This is a genomic window from Castellaniella sp., from assembly GCF_049651205.1.
GTDB lineage: Bacteria > Pseudomonadota > Gammaproteobacteria > Burkholderiales > Burkholderiaceae_B > Castellaniella.
Map to the genome: position 1 here is coordinate 151,187 of NZ_JBASBR010000004.1, position 20,293 is coordinate 171,479.

The following is a 20,293-nucleotide window of genomic DNA, read 5'->3' on the forward strand; positions in this document are numbered from 1 at the left end:
CAGCCTGCCGAAGGGCCTTGCGCCCGATTACAACAAGCTGACAAATCCGTCAATGGTTCATTCTACCTGAATCCGCAAGCCGCCCCATAACCGGCACGGGCGGATATCAGACCAAATCGTTACGTTTGGCCTTCAGCCCACGTCCAACCAGGAAGGTTTCCGAGGACTCATCGCGAGAAGCCTTGGGCTTGCGCTCGACAACCCGGACAAAGTGCTGCTTGAATGCCTGCACGATCTGGGAAAATCCACTACCGTGAAACGCCTTGACGATCAGGGCGCCGTCCGGCTTCAGGTGCTGGCTGGAAAATTCGAGGGCAAGCTCGCATACATGCGCAATCCGCGCAGAATCTGCAGAGGCCACTCCAGACAAGTTGGGGGCCATATCGGAAATTACAAGGTCGACCGCCTGCCCGTCCAGGCGCTCGTGCAGATCCTGCAACACGGCGTCCTCACGAAAATCTCCCAGCAGAAACTCCACCCCGGCAATGGGCTCCATGGGCAGGAGATCCAGCGCCAGGATGCGGCCATCGATTTCGCCTGCGCCCGATAACAGGCGCTCTCTGACCACCTGTGACCAACTGCCGGGCGTGGCCCCGAGATCGACCACCACATCACCGCGACGCAGCAGCTTTTCTGACTCGAGAATCTCAAGCAATTTGAAGGCAGCCCGGGCCCGATACCCTTTTTGTTGCGCCATTTTGACGTATGGGTCGTTAATATGACGCTGTACCCAGGCTTTGGAGAATTTTTTCTTGGCCATTCCCGTACAATTCCAGTATGCCGAAACTTGAACTAAGCTCTCAGCAGCGCCGCGATTTGCGAGCCGCCGCTCACCCCCTGCACCCGATCGTCCTGATTGGCGATAAGGGCCTTACCGATGCGGTGCTGGCCGAGATCGACCACAGCCTTACCGCCCACGAACTCATCAAGGTTCGCATCGCGGGCGCCGAGCGCCCCGAGCGCGAAACCATGCTGGATACCATCTGCGAAACGCTGTCCTGTGCTGCCGTGCATCATCTGGGCAAGACGCTGATTATCTACCGCCCAGACCTTCTGGCGCAACAGGCCGCCCTCGACGCGCAAAACCGTACCCGCGCCGTACGGAAAAAATCTGCTCCTTACGTCCCCAAAAAGCAGGCGGCCAGCCCCAACGCCGGCAAGCCTGCACATGCGGGCCAAAAAGCAGCCACAGCCCCAGAGTCCGCCTCGCCCAAGGCCCGGCGGGCGGCAATATCCCAAGAGCCTGCACGTAAGGGCCGCAAACCGGCAGGCGGGCGCCAAGGGTTGGCGGCAGCGCCACATGGCATCCCCAGACGCAGCAGCGGCAGTGCACTGTCCCTACGCGCAGGGGCCCGACGCAGCCGCAATCCGCGTTAAATCGTCTTTGTATGCTGCAAAAAAACCGGGCGAGTCTGGCAGACCCGCCCGGTTTTTTGTGCCTGGGGCCACCAGGCAACGAGCTTATTGGTAGCTGACGGAGCAGACTTCGTATTCGCGCACCCCCGCCGGCGCACGGACTTCAACCACATCGCCCTGGCTTTTACCAATGAGGGCGCGTGCCACAGGGCTGGAGACGGAAATCCGGTTGGCCTTGATGTCGGCTTCGAGATCGCCCACGATCTGGTAAGTGAGACGTTGGCCGGATTCAAGATCTTCGATCTCGACCGTGGCACCAAATACCGCCTGCCCCTCGACATCGAGATCGGCCGGGTTGATGATCTGGGCGTTGGACAGGGTGCCTTCGAGCTCTTGGATACGGCCTTCCACGAAGCCCTGGCGCTCGCGCGCGGCATCGTACTCGGCGTTTTCAGAAAGATCTCCCTGGGCCCTCGCTTCGGCGATGGCATTGATGACTTCGGGGCGTTCAACCGTTTTCAATCGTTGCAGCTCTGCTTGCAAGCGCTCGGCCCCGCGAGCTGTCAAAGGAATCGCAGCCATAATTATCCTGACTCAAAAAAGTAAAAAGACGCTCCGTGCGCTGGAGCGCCTGACCACTAGAAAAAATCCAAAATCGGGCGATGCCCGAAACCATAACCCAGATGCCTGAAGCGTGTTATCAGGTTGGGTTACAACATGTGGGCGCGGTGATCCAACACCCATGAGGGTAGTGAGTGGCCACCATACAAAGAGTGCCCTGCCTCGGGGGATCACGCGGTGCGCCCGCGAAAAACCCCGGCCGAAACCGGGGTGCTGGGGCTATTGTGGCCAATCTGCCCGGAAAAAGCAAGCCTTGCGGCCAAGCCACAGGCCCGAAAAACTCATAGGCGATATCAGGACGCTTTTTTACAGCCTCGCAGCAAGGCATACAGGATGATGGCACCAAAGGTTGCAGTACCAATGCCATCCAGCTTGAAGCCACCCAGCTCGATGGAGAAGTTACCTGCCCCAAGCACCAAAGTAACAGCCGCCACGATCAAATTGCGGTTATCAGTGAAATCCACTTGATTCACCACCCAGATACGAGCCCCTGCAATGGCAATCAGGCCAAACACCACCACAGCCATCCCACCCAGCACAGGAGCGGGAATCGCCTGGATCACGGCACCAAACTTGGGCGAGAAGCCCAGCAGCAGCGCCACCAGGGCCGCCACCACAAACACCAGCGTCGAATAAATTTTGGTCACGGTCATCACGCCGATATTCTCGGCATAGGTTGTGACCCCTGTGCCGCCCACCGCACCGGAAATCATAGTGGCCACGCCGTCTCCTAGAAACGCCCGGCCCAGGTAGCGGTCCAGATTCTGGCCCGTCATGGCGCTAACCGCCTTGATGTGGCCCAGGTTTTCCGCCACCAGAATGATGGCAACCGGGGCGATGACGCTGATGGCATGCCCTTCAAACACCGGCGCGGTAAATTTGGGCAAACCCAGCCACGGTGCCGCCACGATAGCGGAGAAATCGATGGGGGTGCCCAGTCCGAACCCGTTGGTCAGCACGCCATACAACACACACGCTAAAAACAGACCCACCAGGATCAACAGGCGCTGCACCAGCCCACGGGTGTACACCGCGACCCCGCCCACGCATAAAATCGTCAGCATTGCCATTGAGGCATCAAACAAAGAACCACCCATAGCACCCTTGGCCGCCAGTGGCGCCAGGTTCAAGCCAATGACGGCCACCACTGCGCCTGTCACCACAGGAGGCATCCAACGGTCGATCCAGTCGGCGGCACCGCCCTGACGGGCATTGATCCACATGGTGAGCAAGCCAATGCAGGCATAGATCAGGCCACAGGTGATGATGGCCCCCAGGGCGACTCCGATATTGAGGTTTGGCCCACTGCCCGAATATCCGGTGATGGCCACCACCCCGCCAATAAAGGCGAAGCTTGAGCCCAGATAACTGGGCACCCGCCCACCCACGAACAGAAAAAATATCAGAGTGCCCACACCCGACATCAGAATCGCCAGGTTGGGATCAAAGCCCATGATCAGAGGTGCCAGGATCGTGGAACCAAACATGGCCACCACGTGCTGGGCACCCATGGCTACCGTTTGCGGCAAGGGCATGGTTTCATCGGGTTGCACAACGGCACCGTCTGCTGTGCCCGATACGCGCCGCCAGCAGGGAAAATAGGATGTTGTCATGGATGCGCGGCGCGGAGCCGTCCAGGAAAGGGAAAGGAAAGATTGAAAAATTTGTCGCAAGTGTAAGGCGGGATATATCTGTCCGGCAATATCAACCGCACACATCAACGCGGGCCGGAAGACATCCTGGGCTTGCGTTTACGGCGTGCCGCCACAGCATCGTAGACAGCGTCAGGCACCAGCGGCAGCAAACGGCTTACCCAGGCCATCTGCCAGGGAAGCACCCGGTATCGATCACGCGCCTCAATCGCCCGCATGGCCTGCTGCGCAAAACGATCCACAGGCATCAAAAACGGCATTCGGTATGGATTCTGAGCCGTCATGGGCGTAGCAATGAACCCAGGCGCAATCGTCACTGCCTGAACACCTGAGCCATGCAGCTCAATTCTCAGGCTCTCGCAATAGGCGCGCACCGCTGCCTTGGACGCACTATAGGCACCGGCTCCCGGCAACCCGCGCACGCCGGACACACTGCCGATACCCACCAGCACCCCCTGACGCCGGGCCCGCATCGAGGCCAGAAAAGGCTCGAAGGTGGCAACCATGGCCAGCAGGTTGATGTCGATCACATTTCGAAATACCGCAAAGTCTTCGGATTCATCTGTGAGTGTGCCGACACTGATGCCGGCACAGGCAAGTACGCGGTCGACCGGGCCGGCCTGGAGAAAATCAAGCGCTGCACTATGCAGGGCATCGCGATCCCGGACATCCAGCACATACAACTGATGTCCCTGCCCTGGCAAACCGGCCAGCACCTGCTGCAGGGCATCCTGACGACGTCCCACCAGCCCTAGCACTGCACCGTGAGACGCATACTGCCGCGCCAGCGCAGCCCCGATGCCACTGCTGGCACCGGTGATAAAGACGCGCTGGCCGGTAGCCATCAGGCGTGCGAGGCCGCGTGCATGGCCTGCAGGCTATAGACTTTCAGACCTTCTCCCTGGCGCAGGTATTGCATGCCTTCAACCGCCGCCCGGGCACCTGCAATGGTGGTGAAGAACGTGACCCGGTTGGCCAGCGACTGCGTACGGATAGTGCGCGAATCAGCAATGGCGTTACGGCGTTCTTCGACCGTGTTGATCACCATGGCGAGCTCGCCATTTTTGATCATGTCGACCACGTTGGGGCGCCCCTCGGTAACCTTATTGACGATTTCTACCGTGAGGCCGGCGGCTTCGATGACAGCGGCTGTTCCGCGTGTAGCCACCAGCTGGTAGCCCATCGAGGCCAGGCCACGGGCCACTTCGACGGCACGGGATTTGTCCTGGTCGCGCACACTGATGAAGACCCGGCCTGACTCCGGCAGCCAGACCCCGGCTGCAATCTGGGATTTGACGAAAGCCTCGCCAAAGGTTTCGCCTACGCCCATGACTTCGCCGGTGGATTTCATCTCGGGGCCCAAAATGGTGTCGACACCCGGAAACTTGACGAAGGGGAACACAGCCTCTTTGACGCAATAATGAACCGGTGCCGGCACACTGCTGATGCCCTGAGCGGCCAGGGTGCGACCCGCCATGATCCGGGCGGCAATCTTGGCCAGTTGGCGCCCGGTAGCCTTGGAGACATAAGGCACTGTGCGCGAAGCACGAGGATTGACCTCAAGCACGTACACATCGCCACCCTGGATGGCAAACTGAACGTTCATCAAGCCTTTGACATTGAGTGCCCGTGCCATCAAGGCCGTTTGGCGCTTGATTTCCTCGACGGTCTCGTCGGACAAGGAATACGGCGGCAAGCTGCAGGCAGAGTCGCCCGAGTGCACGCCGGCCTGCTCGATGTGCTCCATGACGCCGCCGATAATCACCTGCTCGCCATCGGCCAGGCAATCCACATCCACCTCGGTGGCGTTATTGAGGAAGTGGTCGAGCAAGACGGGAGAATCATTGCTGACCTTCACCGCCTCGCGCATGTAGCGTTCGAGGTCCTGGGGTTCGTGCACGATTTCCATGGCGCGCCCACCCAGCACATAGCTGGGACGCACCACCAGGGGATAGCCGATTTCGCCGGCCAGAGAAAGCGCCTCGCTTTCGGTGCGGGCGGTGCGGTTGGCCGGCTGACGCAAGCCTAGTTTGGTGAGCAATTTTTGAAAGCGCTCGCGGTCTTCGGCGATGTCGATGGAATCGGGGCTGGTACCGATGATGGGCACACCGTTGGCCTCGAGGGCACGCGCCAGCTTAAGCGGTGTTTGCCCGCCATACTGCACAATCACGCCCACCGGGTTTTCTTTGTGGACAATCTCCAGCACGTCTTCGAGCGTCAGGGGCTCGAAGTACAGACGATCGGAGGTGTCGTAATCGGTGGACACGGTTTCGGGATTGCAATTGACCATGATGGTCTCGAAGCCGTCTTCGCGCAGTGCCAGTGCTGCATGCACGCAGCAGTAGTCGAATTCGATCCCCTGACCGATGCGGTTGGGCCCGCCACCCAGCACCACAATTTTCTTGCGGTCAGTGGGGGCGGATTCGTCTTCTTCCTCGTAGGTGGAATACATGTACGCCGTAGTGGTGGCGAACTCGGCGGCGCAGGTATCGACGCGCTTGTACACCGGACGCACATTCATTTGATGGCGCAGCTTGCGTACTTCAGCCTCGGTGGTATCCAACAAAAAGGCCAGACGGCGATCAGAGAAGCCACGGCGCTTGAGTTCGCGCATCGTGCCATCGTCGAGCTCGGAAACCGTGCGCTGTTCGAGGGCAAGCTCAATATCGACGATTTCCTTGATCTGCGCGAGAAACCAGGGATCGATCTTTGTCAGCTGATGCACTTCATCAAGCGAGAAACCCTGGGCAAAGGCATCACCCACATACCAGATGCGCTCGGGGCCCGGCTCGCCGAGTTCGATCTGCAAACGCTCGCGATCAGTGGTTTTTTGATTCAGGCCGTCGACACCGACCTCAAGCCCACGCAAGGCTTTCTGGAAGGATTCCTGGAAGGTACGGCCAATAGCCATGACTTCGCCCACCGCCTTCATCTGGGTGGTCAACCGGGAATCAGCCTGGGGGAATTTCTCGAAGGCAAAGCGCGGCACCTTGACGACAACGTAGTCAAGGGTGGGCTCGAAGGAAGCCGGCGTGGCGCCGCCGGTGATTTCGTTGCTGAGCTCGTCAAGCGTATAACCCACCGCCAGACGGGCGGCCACCTTGGCAATGGGAAACCCGGTAGCCTTGGAGGCCAGTGCCGAGGATCGCGATACCCGGGGATTCATCTCGATGACGATCATGCGTCCGTTGGCCGGGTTGATGGCAAATTGGACGTTGGAGCCACCGGTTTCGACTCCAATTTCGCGCAGCACGGCCAACGAGGCGTTGCGCATCAGCTGGTATTCTTTGTCGGTCAGTGTTTGCGCTGGCGCCACGGTGATCGAATCACCGGTGTGCACACCCATGGGATCCAGGTTTTCGATGGCGCACACAATGATGCAATTATCGGCGCGATCGCGCACGACTTCCATCTCAAACTCTTTCCAGCCCAGCAGAGATTCCTCGATGAGGAGTTCGTGGGTCGGCGAGGCTTCGAGGCCCCGACGGCAGATGATTTCAAATTCTTCGGCATTGTAGGCAATGCCCCCGCCTGTACCACCCAAGGTAAAGCTGGGCCGAATCACGGTGGGGAAACCAGAAGTGCCCACCTCGGCGGCGATCTGCTTTTGCACGACCCAGGCTTCGTCCATGGTGTGGGCAATACCTGATTTTGCAGAATCCAGCCCAATGGATGTCATGGCATCCTTGAACTTGAGGCGGTCTTCGGCTTTCTCGATGGCTGCGGCATTGGCGCCGATAAGCTCGACACCATGCTTGACCAGCACGCCATGGCGGTCGAGATCGAGTGCGCAGTTAAGCGCTGTCTGTCCGCCCATGGTGGGCAATACTGCGTCGGGCTTTTCGATCTCGATGATTTTTTCGAGCGCCTGCCAGGTAATGGGCTCGATGTAGGTGACGTCGGCCGTTTCCGGGTCGGTCATGATGGTGGCAGGATTGCTATTGACCAAAATGGTACGAAAGCCATCTGCCTTGAGTGCCTTGCAGGCCTGGGCCCCGGAATAATCGAATTCGCAGGCCTGGCCGATGATGATCGGGCCTGCCCCGATGATGAGAATGCTTTTAATGTCTGAACGCTTGGGCATGAGAAGGCTGGGAGTCAGTTATTTGGACGACTGCGCTTTGTATTGCGCCATGAGGTCGATGAATTTGTCGAACAACACGAGAATGTCGTGCGGGCCGGGGCTGGCCTCTGGGTGGCCCTGAAAGCAGAACACCGGCTTGTCGGTAAGCTCGAAGCCCTGCAAGGTGCCATCAAACAGCGACACATGCGTGACGCGGGCATTGTCTGGAAGGCTGTCGCCATCCACAGTAAAGCCGTGATTCTGGCTGGTGATGAACACCCGTCCGGTGGCAAGGTCTTGCACCGGGTGATTGGCACCATGGTGGCCGGTTTTCATCTTGACGGTACGGCCACCAAGGGTAATCCCCAGAACTTGCTGGCCCAGGCAGATACCAAACAGGGGAATCCCACGCTGGAGCACAGCCTGGCAGGTATCCACTGCGTACTGACAGGCAGCGGGGTCTCCGGGGCCGTTGGACAAAAATACGCCATCGGGGTTTTGAGCCAGTATCTCGGCCACCGGCGTGGTGGCCGGTACCAGGGTAATACGGCAGCCACGATCAGCAAGCAGACGCAAAATATTGGTTTTGATGCCGTAGTCGTAGGCGACCACGTGGTATTGCGTGTTTTCCTGACGGCGAAACCCGCGGCCCAGTTGCCAGGTGCCCTGCATCCAGGCACCAGATTTTTCGGTGGTTACTTTCAAGGCCAGATCCTGGCCTTCCATGCCGCCAAAACCGCGGGCAAGCTCAACGGCCCGGGCAACGTCATCGCCCACCATAATGCAGGCGCCCTGAGCGCCCCGCTCGCGCAGGATGCGGGTAAGCTTGCGGGTATCTATCCCCGAGATGGCCACCACGCCCTGTGCTTTCAGGTAATCCGGCAAAGACTGGGTAGCCCTGAAGTTGGATACCCGAGCCGGGCAATCGCGCACCACCAGACCTGCAGCGTGAATCTTGCTGGATTCGACATCTTCGGCGTTGACGCCAGTATTGCCAATATGAGGATACGTGAGCGTGACAATCTGACCACTGTAGCTGGGGTCGGTGAGGATTTCCTGATAGCCTGTCATGGCCGTGTTGAACACGATCTCGGCCACGGTGTAACCGTCGGCGCCAATAGAGACGCCTCGAAATACGGTACCGTCAGCCAAGGCAAGAATTGCTGGAACAAGCCCTGCGGGCCCCTCTGAAAAGATTGACGGCAGCAAAATGGTACCCCGGTTGTAAAGTCGATATATAAACCTTCCTATTATACATTTGTCCTAGGCGGCTCTTGCCGGATTGCACGCTTATTTCCTTCATCAGGGCATCCCCTAGCAAGCGGGCACAACCAGGTGATTTGACATCCATCCCCATGGCTATTTGCAACAAATGGTCTAAAGTAGGTGTTTTTGACCGTCTCACCTGAGGTGTTTGTTTTCATGACTCACCAACTCGATGCCCTGCGTGCGCTCACTACCGTCGTGGCGGACACTGGCGATTTTGAAACCATGCGGGCCTACCAGCCCACGGATGCCACCACCAACCCCTCGTTGATTCTCAAGGCGGTGCAGCAAGACACATACCGGCCCTTGCTTGAGCAAGTACTGCAAGACCATCCTTCCGCCTCTCCCAGCGAACAAACCGACCGCCTGCTGGTGGCGTTTGGCCGCGAAATCCTGGCCATTGTGCCCGGACGGGTATCCACAGAAGTAGATGCGCGCCTGTCGTTTGATACACAAGCCAGCATCGAGCGCGCCCGCCAGATCATTGGGCTCTACGAAGCCGCCGGCATCCCCCGCGAACGCGTGCTGATCAAACTGGCCTCTACCTGGGAAGGCATCCAGGCGGCGCGTGCCTTGCAGGCCGACGGTATCCAGTGCAACCTCACCCTGCTGTTTTCGCTGGCTCAAGCCATCGCGTGTGCGCAAGCCAAGGTCACACTCATCTCGCCATTTGTGGGGCGCATCTACGATTGGCACAAAAAAACAGCCGGCGCCCAATGGGACGACGCAGCGCAATCTGGTGCGCAAGACCCCGGCGTGCAGTCTGTCACCCGCATCTACCGCTACTTCAAGGCCTACGACATCCCTACCCAGATCATGGGAGCCAGCTTTCGCAATATCGGGCAAATTCAGGCTTTGGCAGGCTGCGATCTGCTTACCATCAGCCCCACCCTCCTGGGCGAGCTGGCCGGTAATACCCAGCCATTGCCCGCGGCCTTGTCGGTAGACGACGCCAAACAAAACGCCCCCGAGTGGCTGGCCAGCAACGAAGTCACGTTTCGCACGCAACTTAATCAGGATGCCATGGCCACTGAAAAATTGGCCGAAGGGATCCGGATCTTTACCGCCGACGCGATCAAACTGGACAACCTGCTGGTCTCAGCAGCCGCGACACTTTAAGCAGTTGGCAGGTGGCCCCCGGCTTGGGGCCACCACACCATCACCCCCGATGACTAGGTATATCCCCGATGCATTTTTGGCCGGGGCCCAATATCCTAGAGCAGCATCAGATCCTTCGCAGTCCGGACCATTTCCTCTCGTGCACCACCCCAGGAGACATCAATGACTTTCATACGAAAATTCTGCGCGGCCACAGCAGTAATGGCCTTGCCGCTGTCCATGGCCATGGCCGCCCCGGCAGTTGTCATGGCACCTGGCGGCGCAGGCGGCGGCTACGACGCAGCAGCGCGCGTACCGCTACAAGTCATGCAGGAAACCGGCATTTTTACGGACGGCTCTCAGGTAACCAACAAAGGCGGCGCGGGTGGCACCATTGGCCTGGCTGAGTTCGTACGCACCGCCAAGGGCAATGACAACGGCATCATGTCCCTTGGTTCGATCATCGTCGGCGCCATCATCCTCAACAAATCCCCGGTCACCCTCAACGATGTCACGCCACTGGTTCGCCTGACAGACGACGCCGGCGCGGTCGCCGTGCCGGTCGACTCACCCTTCAAGACAATCCAGGACGTTACCAAGGCCCTGGCCGCCAATCCTGGCGCCACCCCGATCGGCGGCGGCTCTATTGGCGGGGTCGACCACGTCACGGCGGCGCTGCTGGCCCAGACGATCCCCCTGGATCCAAAAAAGCTCAATTACGTGGCCTACGATGGCGGTGCTGAAATGATCACCGCGCTGGCCGGTGGCCAACTTAAAGTCGCTATTTCCGGCTTGTCCGAACTCGGCCCTTATGCCGAACAAGGCCGCCTGCGCCTGATTGCTGTCACCTCAGAAAACCGCCTGCCCAATCTTGACGTCCCCACACTCAAGGAACAAGGCCTGGACGTAGTCATCGGCAACTGGCGCGGTATTGTGGGCGCACCAGGCATGTCCGACAACGGCCGGCAAATGTGGCTGGATCGCTTTGCCAAGATGCACGACACACCCGAGTGGCAAAAGGCACTGGCCGACCACAACTGGACGGACGCCTATCTGGCCGGCAACGACTTCTCCGCCTTCCTCGACCAGGAAAAAGTCCGTCAGCAGAAAGTCCTGGAATCCGTCGGCCTGATCAAGTAGCCCATGGCACCCAAGACTTCGCGTCCCTGGTGGCTGGGGCTGATTATCATCGCCATCGGTCTGTTGTGGTTCTTCCAGGGACGCGGTCTGCCGCAGTTGGGCGGCTACGCCGCGCTGGGCCCCGGTTTTTTCGTTACCGTGATCGGGGGCCTGCTGGTGTTCTTCGGCATCATCCTGCTGATCCAGATCGCCCGCGGAGAAACATTTAAACCGCAAGACTCCGAAGACGCCGAGGCCGATGCCAAAGCCTCTTGGCCCGCTTTGCTCTGGGCCACTGGCGGTGCAGCCACTCCCTTGCTCACCATGCAGCCGCTGGGTTTCCCCCTCACAGCCATGATCAGCTTTGCCCTGGTAACCCGTGCCTTTGGCTCGCGTCGCACCCTGATGGACGCAGCCATCGGTCTGGTGCTGGGCCTCCTTTGCTGGTATGGCTTTTCCTCACTGGGCGTCAGCCTGGGCAATGCGTTCCCCTTTCTGGGCACCTGACACATGGATTCATTTTCTGCCTTGATGTCAGGTTTCAGCGTCGCGCTGGAACCTATCAACCTACTCTGGGCATTCCTGGGTTCAATGCTGGGTACGGCCATGGGCGTGTTGCCCGGTATCGGCCCGGCGCTCACCATTGCCCTGCTCTTGCCGGTGACGGTGCAGATCTCACCCACCGCCGCTTTCATCATCTTTGCGGGCGTCCTGTACGGCGCCATGTACGGAGGCTCCACCACCTCCATCCTGCTGAACACTCCCGGAGAAAGCGGGTCCATGATGACCGCACTCGAAGGCAACAAAATGGCCAAATCCGGACGGGGCGCGGCCGCTCTGGCCACTGCAGCCATTGGGTCCTTTGTTGCCGGTACCTTGGCCACACTGGGCATTACTTTCTTTGCCCCCCTCGTGGCCGAACTGGCCTTTGTCTTTACCGCGGCCGATTACTTTGCGCTCATGGTGCTGTCACTGATGTCCGTATCAGTGGTGCTTGGCGCATCCCGTGTGCGCGGCCTGATCGCCCTGCTGCTCGGGTTGGCACTGGGCGTAGTCGGCATCGACGCCCAGACAGGCCAGGCACGCCTCACATTTGGCGTTTTTGCACTCCTTGACGGCATCGAGCTCACCGTCGTTCTGGTGTCGCTCTTTGCGGTTGGCGAGGTCATGTATGTTGCCAGCCGCTACCGCAGCATGCCACCACAGATCAATCCCTTGTCCGGCAAGGCCTGGATGACCAAAGAAGACTGGCAACGATCCTGGAAGCCCTGGCTGCGCGGCACCTTGTTTGGCTTCCCCATCGGGGCCCTGCCTACCGGTGGCACCGAGGTACCAACATTTCTGTCCTACATGACAGAGCGCAAGTTATGCAAAAAGCCAAATGAATTTGGCCACGGCGCCATCGAAGGCGTCGCAGGCCCCGAGGCCGCCAACAACGCGGCGGCAGCCGGCATTTTGGTTCCATTGCTTACGCTGGGCTTGCCCACCTCGGCCACAGCCGCCGTACTGCTGGCCGCTTTCCAAAGCTATGGGCTGCAGCCAGGGCCTTTTCTGTTCACCAACAGCCACGATCTGGTCTGGACCATCATCGCATCACTGTATATCGGCAACGTCATGCTGCTGGTGCTCAACCTGCCCCTGGTTGGGATCTGGGTACGTTTACTGCTCATCCCACGCCCCTACCTGTACGCGGGCATCCTGGTCTTTACCATGGTTGGTGTCTGGGGCCTGTCGACGTCCTGGGTGGATCTGCTCATTATGTTCGTGATCGGCGTCACAGGGTATGTCATGCGGGTCTACGATTTCCCGATTGCTCCCTTGCTGATCGGCCTGATCCTGGGGCCGATGGCAGAAACCCAACTGCGCCGCGCCCTGGCCATCAACAATGGGGATCCCTCTGTGTTTGTCACCAACCCCTTGTCCCTAACCTTTCTGATCCTCGCGGTACTGGTGCTGCTGATGCCTGTCCTGCTGCGTAAGATCAAGACCGCTGCGGGCTGATTGCACAAGATCAGCACCCACCCGATGCGCCAGAGGATCTCTGGTGCATCTTTTTGGGATCAGGCCTGGCCCGTTGTTGCCCCGGGTTCGGGTTGCCACACCAGCAACCGGCGCTCAGCCAGCGAGACGGCACCATCCAGCAGCAAGGCAAAAATCGTCAGCACCACAATACCGGCAAACACCGTGTTGACATCCAGCGTGCCTTCAGCCTGCAAGATCAGGTAGCCCACCCCCGCGGCAGAGCCCAGGTACTCGCCCACTACCGCGCCGACAAACGCCAGGCCGACCGAAGTGTGCAGGCTGGAAAACACCCAGCTGGTTGCCGAAGGGATATACACATGGCGCAAGAGCTGGCGCTGGTTTGCCCCCAGCATGCGGGCGTTATCCAGCAATGTGGGTGATACCTCGCGCACGCCGCGATACACATTGAAAAACACAATGAAAAACACCAAGGTAACCGCCAGGGCCACCTTGGACCAAATGCCCAGGCCGAACCACATGCCAAAGATCGGGGCCAGAATCACGCGCGGCATGGAATTGGCCGCCGTGACATAGGGCTCAAGCAAGGCACTGGCGCTACGCGACAAACCCAGCCACAGGCCAAAGGCGAGGCCACCCACCGTGCCGATAAAAAAGGCCAGCACAGTTTCTGAGAGCGTAATCCACAGATGCCGATAGACGCTGGCATCCGTCACAAACCAGGCCCAGATCACCTGTGCGACTTCAAGGGGCCGGCCAAAAAAGAAGGCAATATCCTTGTTTTGGGCGGCAAAGTGCCAGATCAGCAAAATGGTTACCAGCAAGGTCACCTGAAAGGTGCGCAGCACAGGCCGGGAGAGTTCGGATTTCATGGTGGAGACACCTCGGTTTCAGGCCCGACAGACACATTGGCCAGGCTGGAAAATAAACATCAGGCCTGTTTCTGACGCTGATAGCCCTTAAGGACTTCATCACGCAAGACCGCCCAGATCCCTTGATGCAGCTCGATAAAGCGGGGATGCATCCGAACCTCGGCCACATCACGCGGACGCGGGATGTCAATGACGAATTCGCCGATCGGGTGGGTATCGGGCCCTGCCGAGAGCACCACGACACGGTCGCTCATGGCGATGGCTTCGTCGAGGTCGTGGGTGATGAACAGCACCGCCTTGCGGCGCGCCATCCAGAGATCCAGGACTTCGTTTTCCATCAGCTGACGCGTCTGGATATCGAGCGCAGAGAAAGGCTCATCCATGAGGATGAGATCAGGATCGCGAATCAGGGTTTGCGCCAGCATGGCACGCTTGCGCATCCCGCCCGACATCTGGTGAGGGTAGCGGTCTTCGAAGCCCCCCAGCCCTACGCGCCGCAGCCAATCTTGCCCACGGGATTTGGCCTCGGCCACGGAGACACCTGCGAACTCGAGCCCTGCCGTGACATTGCCCAAGGCATTACGCCAGGGCATCAACGCCTCGCCCTGGAACATATACCCAGCACGATGATTAACGCCTTGAAGGGTTTGCCCAAACACGGTTACCCGGCCACCCGAGGGCTGCAGCAAACCGGCTGCCATATTGAGCAGCGTCGATTTGCCGCAGCCGGTAGGGCCCACCACGGAAACGAACTCTCCCGCCGCCACTGAGACGGTGGCATCGCGCATAGCCGTGTAAGCCCCCCCCTTGGCGTCGGTGAAGGTGCAGGTGACGGAATCCAGCAACAATGCGGGCGATTCGCCCGCATTGGCATCGACAGAACGTATTGCAGAATCAACCATGCGGATACTTCTGGCCGGCCTTGATTGCAAACTGATTAGTCCAGACGCGCGAGATGTCTATCTTGGTGCGATCAAAGTGCGGCACGAACTCGGCCAGCGCATTGAGAGCGGTTTGCGGACCGTCTTCGGGCACCAGACCATCGGGAGACAGGGCTTCGTGATTGCCCTTGAGTGCCAACTTGTAGAGATCGGGGTCGCCCAGCAGATAGGACTTGGGCACCAGCTTGACGATGTCGTCCGGGGTAGCCGCCTGAATCCATTTATCGGCCCGCACCATGGCATTGGCCAGGGCCTGGGTGGTATTGGGATTAGCATCAATGAATGACTGTGAGGCGTACAGGCAGCCGGCAGGCATGTTGCCGCCGAAGATCTTGTGAGCATCCTGCAAGGTGCGGGTGTCGGCAATGATCTGGATAGCGTCTTCTTTGACCAAGGTACTGATCACGGGATCAAGGTTGGCGATGGCGTCAATTTGGCCTGACCTTAGGGCAGTAACCGCACCGGCGCCCGCACCCACTCCAATATAGGCAACATCCGAGGGTTTGAGACCGTGTTGGGCCAAAAAGAAACTGGCCATCATGTTGGTGGACGAGCCTGGTGCCGTCACCCCAATTTTTTTACCTTTGAGATCAGCCGGTGTTTTGTAATCGGGCATGGTTTTTTTAGAGACCCCGAGGACAATCATCGGCGCACGACCTTGCAGGGCAAAGCAGCGATAGAACTGCCCCTTGGCCTGCAGGTTGATGGTGTGCTCGAAGGCTCCGGAGACCACATCGGCACTACCGCCTACCACTGCCTGCAGGGCCTTGGAACCCCCGGCAAAATCAGCAATGGTGGCATCCAGGCCTTCTTCCTTGAAGTAGCCTTTGAGATGCGCAACCGATAGCGGCAGGTAATAAATCAGGGCCTGGCCACCCACGGCAATCGTCAGTGAAGGTTTTTCGGGTGTATCGACCTGGGCTCGGGCAAGACCAGGCAAGCCACCCAGCATACCCGCCGCAGCAGCGGTTTTTAGAAGGTCACGACGAGAAATGGCCATGGTGTGTCTCCGTATTGGTTTTAAATATTACGCAAGCATAATACCGCGGATTAATCGACGGGCAAGCCGTGCCGGCGGTGTTAGCGACGCTCGGCCAAAGCCCAGGCAATCGTGCCTGCATCCACGTATTCAAGCTCGCTGCCGCTGGGCACGCCGCGGGCCAGCCGGGTAACCGTCAACCCCTGGTTGCGCAGCATATCAGCCAGATAATATGCTGTAGTTTCGCCTTCGGCCGTAAAGTTGGTGGCCAAAATCACTTCTTTTACCTGGCCATCCGAGGCACGCTGAAGCAACTGCGCAAAGCGCACCTGATCGGGCCCAACCCCTTCAAGGGGTGCCAAACGCCCCATCAGCACGTAATACAGGCCCTTGTAGCCATGGCTGGACTCGATCATGTTCTGATCAGCAGGGGTTTCGACAACGCACAATACGGCCGGATCCCGGGTAGGATCCTGGCACGTGGTGCACAGCGGCGTCTGGGAAAACGAGTTGCAGCGTTCGCAGTGACGCAGCTCTCCCACGGCCGCCTGCAGCGTATCGGCCAGGTGCCGCGCACCTTCGGGATCATGCTGCAAGAGGTGATACGCCATCCGCCGCGCTGTCCGCACACCAACACCCGGCAGGCTGCGCAAGGCGTCGATCAGAGCGCGCAGGGGCTCGGGTTCGGGCAGGCCCGTTGCCATCTCAGAACGGCAGTTTCATGCCCGGCGGCAACGACATCCCGGCGGTCACTGCAGACATTTTTTCCTGGGCGGTGGCCTCGGCCTTGCGCTGGGCATCATTGAAGGCAGCCGCCACCAGATCTTCGATCATGTCGCGATCATCGTCATAGAGAGTTGGATCGATCGTGACCCGTTTCACATCGAACTTGCAGCTCATGGAGACCTTGACCAGGCCGCCACCGGAGGCACCTTCGACGACGATGTCGGCCAGGGCATCCTGCGCCTTTTTCATGTTTTCTTGCATCTGCTGGGCCTGACGCATCAAGCCGGCAATCTGACCTTTCATCATGGTGATGTCCTGATTGGGTGAAGAGAGGAGAACAAAACAGCGACTATACCGCAGGCGGCTGTACGGATCCTGGCACAATGCGGGCCCCAAACTGCTGCACCAGAGCCTGAACCAGGGGAGCCTGTTGGGCGGCCTGCTCTGCCGCCTGCAAACGCCTACCCCGGGCCGCCTGATCGAGCGCGTAGGCGGTGTCATCGCCTGTATCGCCGTAATCCACCCGTAGCTGCAATACACGGCCAAAGTGCTCGGACAACACCGTGCGCAGGCGATCGTGCGCCCCACCTTCTGTGAGCGTATGAATGGCCACACGCAGGTGGATCTGGTGCTCGTCACCCGATTGCCACTCGCTGTTAAGCGCCAGCGCACGGGCAGCACCCGTAACCGGCAGGCTGGCTGCCAGTGCGGGCCACTGAGTAGACGTAAGGCTGGCCGGGTCTGCCTGGGTAGCTGCCGCTGTTGCAGACACGCCGGGCACGCCAGACAGGCCACCCAACTGCTCTGCCAGGGTGTCATCCGCACTAAACGCCGTCATGCCGGGTTCTGAGCCATCGTCTGATGCATCGGGAATGTCTGTCGTCCAGTCATCCGCCGCTTGTGCACCATCGGGCACCGCCTGATCATCCAGCACAGGGTCTCCGGAAGCCGCGAGGTTTTCGGAGGCCGGTTGCTGGCTGGGGCTTTGAAGCGCTTCCGGCTGGGCCTGGACAGCTGCCGCCTGCAACTCTGAGGGCGAGGCTTCCCAAGCAGGGGTGTCGTGAGAGTCGGACGCGGGCAAGGCCGCCGCATCGCCCGCAGGCGATGCGGGCTCTACCGCCACTGGTGGTGCAGACGGCGGCACCGGCGGCACACGATCTGCAGGCAACAGAGCCAGCATCCGTAAGCAAGCCATCACAAAGCCGGCGTATTCATCGGGCGCCAATGCAAGCTCTTGGCGACTGTGCACGGCCACAGAATAAAACAGCTGCACGTCGTCGGGGCTTAGCAAGCCCGCCAGCGATTGAATACCCTCGGCTTGGGGGTCGTTTTCGGGGGCATGCCCCAAACGCTGTGCAATAGCCACCCGCGACAACAAAATGGCCAGATCGGCCAGTGCTGACCGGAAAGATAGGCCGCGCAAGGCAAGATCATCCGCCACTGCCAGCACGGCTGCAGCATCTGCCACGGCCAGTGCGCGGGCCAGGGCCACCAAATGATGCTGATCCAGGGTGCCCAGCATCTCGCCCACGGCCTGGGCCGTGAGATTACCAGCGGCAAACGAGATGGCCTGGTCGGCTAGAGACAGCGCATCGCGCATGGAACCCGCCGCTGCCTGGGCAATCAGACGCAAACTTTGCGTATCAGCGGGGATGTCTTCTTGCGCAAGAATCTGCTGCAAATGCTGAACAATGGCCGGTACGGTCATTTGTTTGAGGTTGAACTGCAAGCAACGCGACAGCACCGTCACCGGAATCTTTTGCGGATCAGTGGTGGCCAAAATGAACTTGACATGCTCGGGGGGTTCTTCGAGCGTCTTGAGCATGGCGTTAAAGGCATGACCGGTGAGCATGTGCACTTCGTCGATCATGTAGACCTTATAGCGGCCAGACGAGGGTGCATACACCGCTTGCTCGAGGAGCTGAGTCATTTCATCAACGCCGCGATTGGAAGCGGCATCGAGCTCGATGTAGTCAACAAAACGACCGGCATCGATTTCGGTGCAGGCCTGACAATGACCACAAGGCGTGGCCGTGACGCCATCGGCGCAATTCAGTGACTTGGCCAAGATCCGCGAAAGCGTAGTCTTGCCCACGCCACGCGTGCCGGTAAACAGCCAGGCATGATGCAATCGACCAGAAGACAGGGCATGAGTGAGTGCCCGCACCACGTGATCTTGCCCCACCAGGGTATCGAAAGATCGGGGGCGCCATTTGCGCGCCAGAACGAGATAGCTCATGAGTTGGCCGCTGACCGGAAAAGACAAAAGGAAAGGCGAGCCTGACTTCGGCACTGGTTCTGCACGGCTGTGGCTGCTTCGTTCCCGACCTGACCAGATTTACCGCCGAACCATGCGAAGGGGCCCGCCTTGGTGATTCTAACAGACCTCAAGCCTTATGGCCTTGCAGGGCAGCAACCGCTGGCAAAGTTTTGCCCTCGAGAAATTCGAGAAAAGCGCCTCCTCCGGTGGAGATATACCCCACTTGCTGTGCAATACCATATTTGGCAATGGCAGCCAGTGTGTCACCGCCCCCGGCAATGGAAAATCCGTCGGAGTCTGCGATTGCCTGAGCAATAGTTTCGGTGCCATGTGAAAAGGCATCGAACTCAAACACGCCCACAGGGCCATTCCAGACAATGGTGCCGGCGCTGCGCAGTTGCTGTGCCAGTTGCTTTGCGGTTTGGGGGCCAATATCCAGAATCAGATCATCGGGCCCGACATCAGTTGCCGCCTTGACGGTAGCGGGGGCGTCAGCTGCAAAATGGCCGGCCACCACCACATCCACAGGGATAGGCACTTCGACCCCACGCGCCTGCATGGCCTGAATCACCGCACGGGCCTGATCGATCTGGTCGGGTTCGGCCAGCGATTTTCCGATCGGCAGGCCGGCAGCCAACATAAATGTGTTGGCAATACCGCCCCCCACGATCAGTTGGTCAACCTTGCCGGCCAGCGCCTGCAGGATGGACAGCTTGGTGGACACCTTTGAGCCGCCGACAATCGCCACCATCGGACGGCGGGGTGACTGCAGGGCACGCCCCAGCGCATCAAGCTCGGCAGCCAGCAAGGGGCCGGCACACGCTATCGGGGCGAAGCGGGCAATGCCCTCGGTGGTGGCTTCAGCGCGATGCGCGGTACCGAAGGCATCATTGACATAGACATCACACAGGGCCGCCATTTGCCGCGCCAGGGTAGGATCGTTCTTTTTTTCTCCCGGATTGCAGCGGCAGTTTTCGAGCAGCACTACTTCGCCCACCGCAACCTCAACCCCTGACACCCAGTCTTGCACCAGGCGCACGGGTTGCTGCAGGCACTCGGCCAGCCGGACGGCAACCAGTTTCAGGGAATCTTCAGGCCTTACAGTACCTTCGGTGGGTCGACCCAAGTGGGACGTCACCATCACGGCAGCGCCCGCATCAAGCGCCATCCGAATCGCAGGCACAGACGCGCGGATACGGGTGTCTTCGGTGATGCGCTCACCATCCATCGGCACATTGAGATCGGAGCGGATAAATATGCGCTTGCCGGCCAGCTTGCCGGTTTTGGCCAGGGCAGAAAGAGTCTGAATGGTCATGAGATCAGAAGTGGGTTGATTGACAAAAAAGCAGCACGCAAATGG

Annotated in this window: 18 protein-coding genes and 1 other RNA gene; 5 read left to right on the plus strand and 14 right to left on the minus strand. The window is 59.5% G+C overall.

The genetic code is table 11. From position 1 onward, the window contains the following. Positions 1 to 106: 106 nt before the first annotated feature. Positions 107 to 760, minus strand: a complete 654-nt coding sequence (locus WA928_RS01865) for an RlmE family RNA methyltransferase (protein ID WP_424298815.1) — start codon at positions 758 to 760, stop codon at positions 107 to 109. Between the two features lie 17 nt (positions 761 to 777). Between WA928_RS01865 and WA928_RS01870 the strand changes: the two genes are divergently transcribed. Next, positions 778 to 1,377, plus strand: coding sequence for a YhbY family RNA-binding protein (locus WA928_RS01870; protein ID WP_424298818.1), 600 nt, complete (start codon positions 778 to 780; stop codon positions 1,375 to 1,377). An 84-nt stretch (positions 1,378 to 1,461) separates the two neighbouring features. Here the strand turns inward: WA928_RS01870 and greA are convergent, their stop codons facing one another. The 5 genes from greA to carA all read right to left on the minus strand — a co-directional run bounded on the left by greA (position 1,462) and on the right by carA (position 8,901). Next, positions 1,462 to 1,938, minus strand: coding sequence for a transcription elongation factor GreA (greA, locus tag WA928_RS01875; protein WP_424298821.1), 477 nt, complete (start codon positions 1,936 to 1,938; stop codon positions 1,462 to 1,464). Between the two features lie 332 nt (positions 1,939 to 2,270). After that, positions 2,271 to 3,590, minus strand: a complete 1,320-nt coding sequence (locus WA928_RS01880; RefSeq protein ID WP_424298824.1) for a solute carrier family 23 protein — start codon at positions 3,588 to 3,590, stop codon at positions 2,271 to 2,273. 104 nt (positions 3,591 to 3,694) lie between these two features. Beyond that, positions 3,695 to 4,474, minus strand: a complete 780-nt coding sequence (locus WA928_RS01885; RefSeq protein ID WP_424298827.1) for an SDR family oxidoreductase — start codon at positions 4,472 to 4,474, stop codon at positions 3,695 to 3,697. After that, positions 4,474 to 7,713, minus strand: coding sequence for a carbamoyl-phosphate synthase large subunit (gene carB / locus WA928_RS01890; protein WP_424298830.1), 3,240 nt, complete (start codon positions 7,711 to 7,713; stop codon positions 4,474 to 4,476). The genes WA928_RS01885 and carB overlap by 1 nt, the downstream gene beginning before the upstream one ends. Before the next feature lie 18 nt (positions 7,714 to 7,731). Continuing rightward, entirely contained in the window at positions 7,732 to 8,901 is a 1,170-nt protein-coding gene (gene carA / locus WA928_RS01895) for a glutamine-hydrolyzing carbamoyl-phosphate synthase small subunit (protein WP_424298833.1), read from the minus strand. A 213-nt stretch (positions 8,902 to 9,114) separates the two neighbouring features. Between carA and tal the strand changes: the two genes are divergently transcribed. From tal to WA928_RS01915, 4 genes are all read left to right on the plus strand, one after another. Next, positions 9,115 to 10,077 (plus strand): transaldolase, encoded by a 963-nt coding sequence (gene tal / locus WA928_RS01900; protein WP_424298836.1) that lies wholly within the window; start codon positions 9,115 to 9,117, stop codon positions 10,075 to 10,077. Positions 10,078 to 10,239: 162 nt separating this feature from the next. Beyond that, positions 10,240 to 11,196 (plus strand): tripartite tricarboxylate transporter substrate binding protein, encoded by a 957-nt coding sequence (locus WA928_RS01905; protein WP_424298839.1) that lies wholly within the window; start codon positions 10,240 to 10,242, stop codon positions 11,194 to 11,196. A 3-nt stretch (positions 11,197 to 11,199) separates the two neighbouring features. Next, complete coding sequence (locus WA928_RS01910; RefSeq protein WP_424298842.1) at positions 11,200 to 11,682, plus strand: tripartite tricarboxylate transporter TctB family protein; 483 nt, start codon at positions 11,200 to 11,202, stop codon at positions 11,680 to 11,682. A 3-nt stretch (positions 11,683 to 11,685) separates the two neighbouring features. Further along, on the plus strand, positions 11,686 to 13,176 hold the full coding sequence (locus tag WA928_RS01915; protein ID WP_424298845.1) for a tripartite tricarboxylate transporter permease: 1,491 nt from the start codon (positions 11,686 to 11,688) through the stop codon (positions 13,174 to 13,176). Between the two features lie 59 nt (positions 13,177 to 13,235). On the opposite strand, the gene WA928_RS01920 is transcribed toward WA928_RS01915, so the two are convergent. The 8 genes from WA928_RS01920 to WA928_RS01955 form a co-directional block, all read right to left on the minus strand. Beyond that, positions 13,236 to 14,027 carry an ABC transporter permease gene (locus WA928_RS01920; RefSeq protein WP_424298848.1) on the minus strand — a complete coding sequence of 264 codons (792 nt, stop codon included), beginning with the start codon at positions 14,025 to 14,027 and terminating at the stop codon, positions 13,236 to 13,238. 59 nt (positions 14,028 to 14,086) lie between these two features. After that, the gene (locus tag WA928_RS01925; RefSeq protein ID WP_424298851.1) at positions 14,087 to 14,929 is read right to left on the minus strand and encodes an ABC transporter ATP-binding protein; all 843 of its coding nucleotides are present in this window, start codon (positions 14,927 to 14,929) and stop codon (positions 14,087 to 14,089) included. Continuing rightward, a complete protein-coding gene (locus tag WA928_RS01930; protein ID WP_424298854.1) occupies positions 14,922 to 15,968 on the minus strand; it encodes a substrate-binding domain-containing protein in 1,047 nt (348 codons plus the stop codon). The genes WA928_RS01925 and WA928_RS01930 overlap by 8 nt, the downstream gene beginning before the upstream one ends. Positions 15,969 to 16,048: 80 nt before the next feature. Continuing rightward, positions 16,049 to 16,651, minus strand: coding sequence for a recombination mediator RecR (gene recR / locus WA928_RS01935; protein ID WP_424298857.1), 603 nt, complete (start codon positions 16,649 to 16,651; stop codon positions 16,049 to 16,051). Between the two features lies 1 nt (position 16,652). Then, a complete protein-coding gene (locus tag WA928_RS01940) occupies positions 16,653 to 16,979 on the minus strand; it encodes a YbaB/EbfC family nucleoid-associated protein (protein ID WP_350382241.1) in 327 nt (108 codons plus the stop codon). Positions 16,980 to 17,022: 43 nt separating this feature from the next. Next, positions 17,023 to 18,912 (minus strand): DNA polymerase III subunit gamma/tau, encoded by a 1,890-nt coding sequence (dnaX, locus tag WA928_RS01945; protein ID WP_424298860.1) that lies wholly within the window; start codon positions 18,910 to 18,912, stop codon positions 17,023 to 17,025. 31 nt (positions 18,913 to 18,943) lie between these two features. Further along, positions 18,944 to 19,041, minus strand: an RNA gene (gene ffs / locus WA928_RS01950) — signal recognition particle sRNA small type. Positions 19,042 to 19,060: 19 nt separating this feature from the next. After that, complete coding sequence (locus WA928_RS01955; protein ID WP_424298863.1) at positions 19,061 to 20,248, minus strand: phosphoglycerate kinase; 1,188 nt, start codon at positions 20,246 to 20,248, stop codon at positions 19,061 to 19,063. Positions 20,249 to 20,293 lie beyond the last annotated feature (45 nt).

Coding starts and splice junctions, on each gene's coding strand:
- WA928_RS01865 (WP_424298815.1), bottom strand. CDS start 760: ATGGCCAAGAAAAAATTCTCCAAAGCCTGGGTACAGCGTCATATTAAC.
- WA928_RS01940 (WP_350382241.1), bottom strand. CDS start 16,979: ATGATGAAAGGTCAGATTGCCGGCTTGATGCGTCAGGCCCAGCAGATG.
- WA928_RS01925 (WP_424298851.1), bottom strand. CDS start 14,929: ATGGTTGATTCTGCAATACGTTCTGTCGATGCCAATGCGGGCGAATCG.
- tal (WP_424298836.1), top strand. CDS start 9,115: ATGACTCACCAACTCGATGCCCTGCGTGCGCTCACTACCGTCGTGGCG.
- WA928_RS01880 (WP_424298824.1), bottom strand. CDS start 3,590: ATGACAACATCCTATTTTCCCTGCTGGCGGCGCGTATCGGGCACAGCA.
- WA928_RS01930 (WP_424298854.1), bottom strand. CDS start 15,968: ATGGCCATTTCTCGTCGTGACCTTCTAAAAACCGCTGCTGCGGCGGGT.
- WA928_RS01910 (WP_424298842.1), top strand. CDS start 11,200: ATGGCACCCAAGACTTCGCGTCCCTGGTGGCTGGGGCTGATTATCATC.
- WA928_RS01955 (WP_424298863.1), bottom strand. CDS start 20,248: ATGACCATTCAGACTCTTTCTGCCCTGGCCAAAACCGGCAAGCTGGCC.
- greA (WP_424298821.1), bottom strand. CDS start 1,938: ATGGCTGCGATTCCTTTGACAGCTCGCGGGGCCGAGCGCTTGCAAGCA.
- WA928_RS01870 (WP_424298818.1), top strand. CDS start 778: ATGCCGAAACTTGAACTAAGCTCTCAGCAGCGCCGCGATTTGCGAGCC.
- WA928_RS01920 (WP_424298848.1), bottom strand. CDS start 14,027: ATGAAATCCGAACTCTCCCGGCCTGTGCTGCGCACCTTTCAGGTGACC.
- WA928_RS01885 (WP_424298827.1), bottom strand. CDS start 4,474: ATGGCTACCGGCCAGCGCGTCTTTATCACCGGTGCCAGCAGTGGCATC.
- WA928_RS01915 (WP_424298845.1), top strand. CDS start 11,686: ATGGATTCATTTTCTGCCTTGATGTCAGGTTTCAGCGTCGCGCTGGAA.
- carB (WP_424298830.1), bottom strand. CDS start 7,713: ATGCCCAAGCGTTCAGACATTAAAAGCATTCTCATCATCGGGGCAGGC.
- dnaX (WP_424298860.1), bottom strand. CDS start 18,912: ATGAGCTATCTCGTTCTGGCGCGCAAATGGCGCCCCCGATCTTTCGAT.
- WA928_RS01905 (WP_424298839.1), top strand. CDS start 10,240: ATGACTTTCATACGAAAATTCTGCGCGGCCACAGCAGTAATGGCCTTG.
- recR (WP_424298857.1), bottom strand. CDS start 16,651: ATGGCAACGGGCCTGCCCGAACCCGAGCCCCTGCGCGCTCTGATCGAC.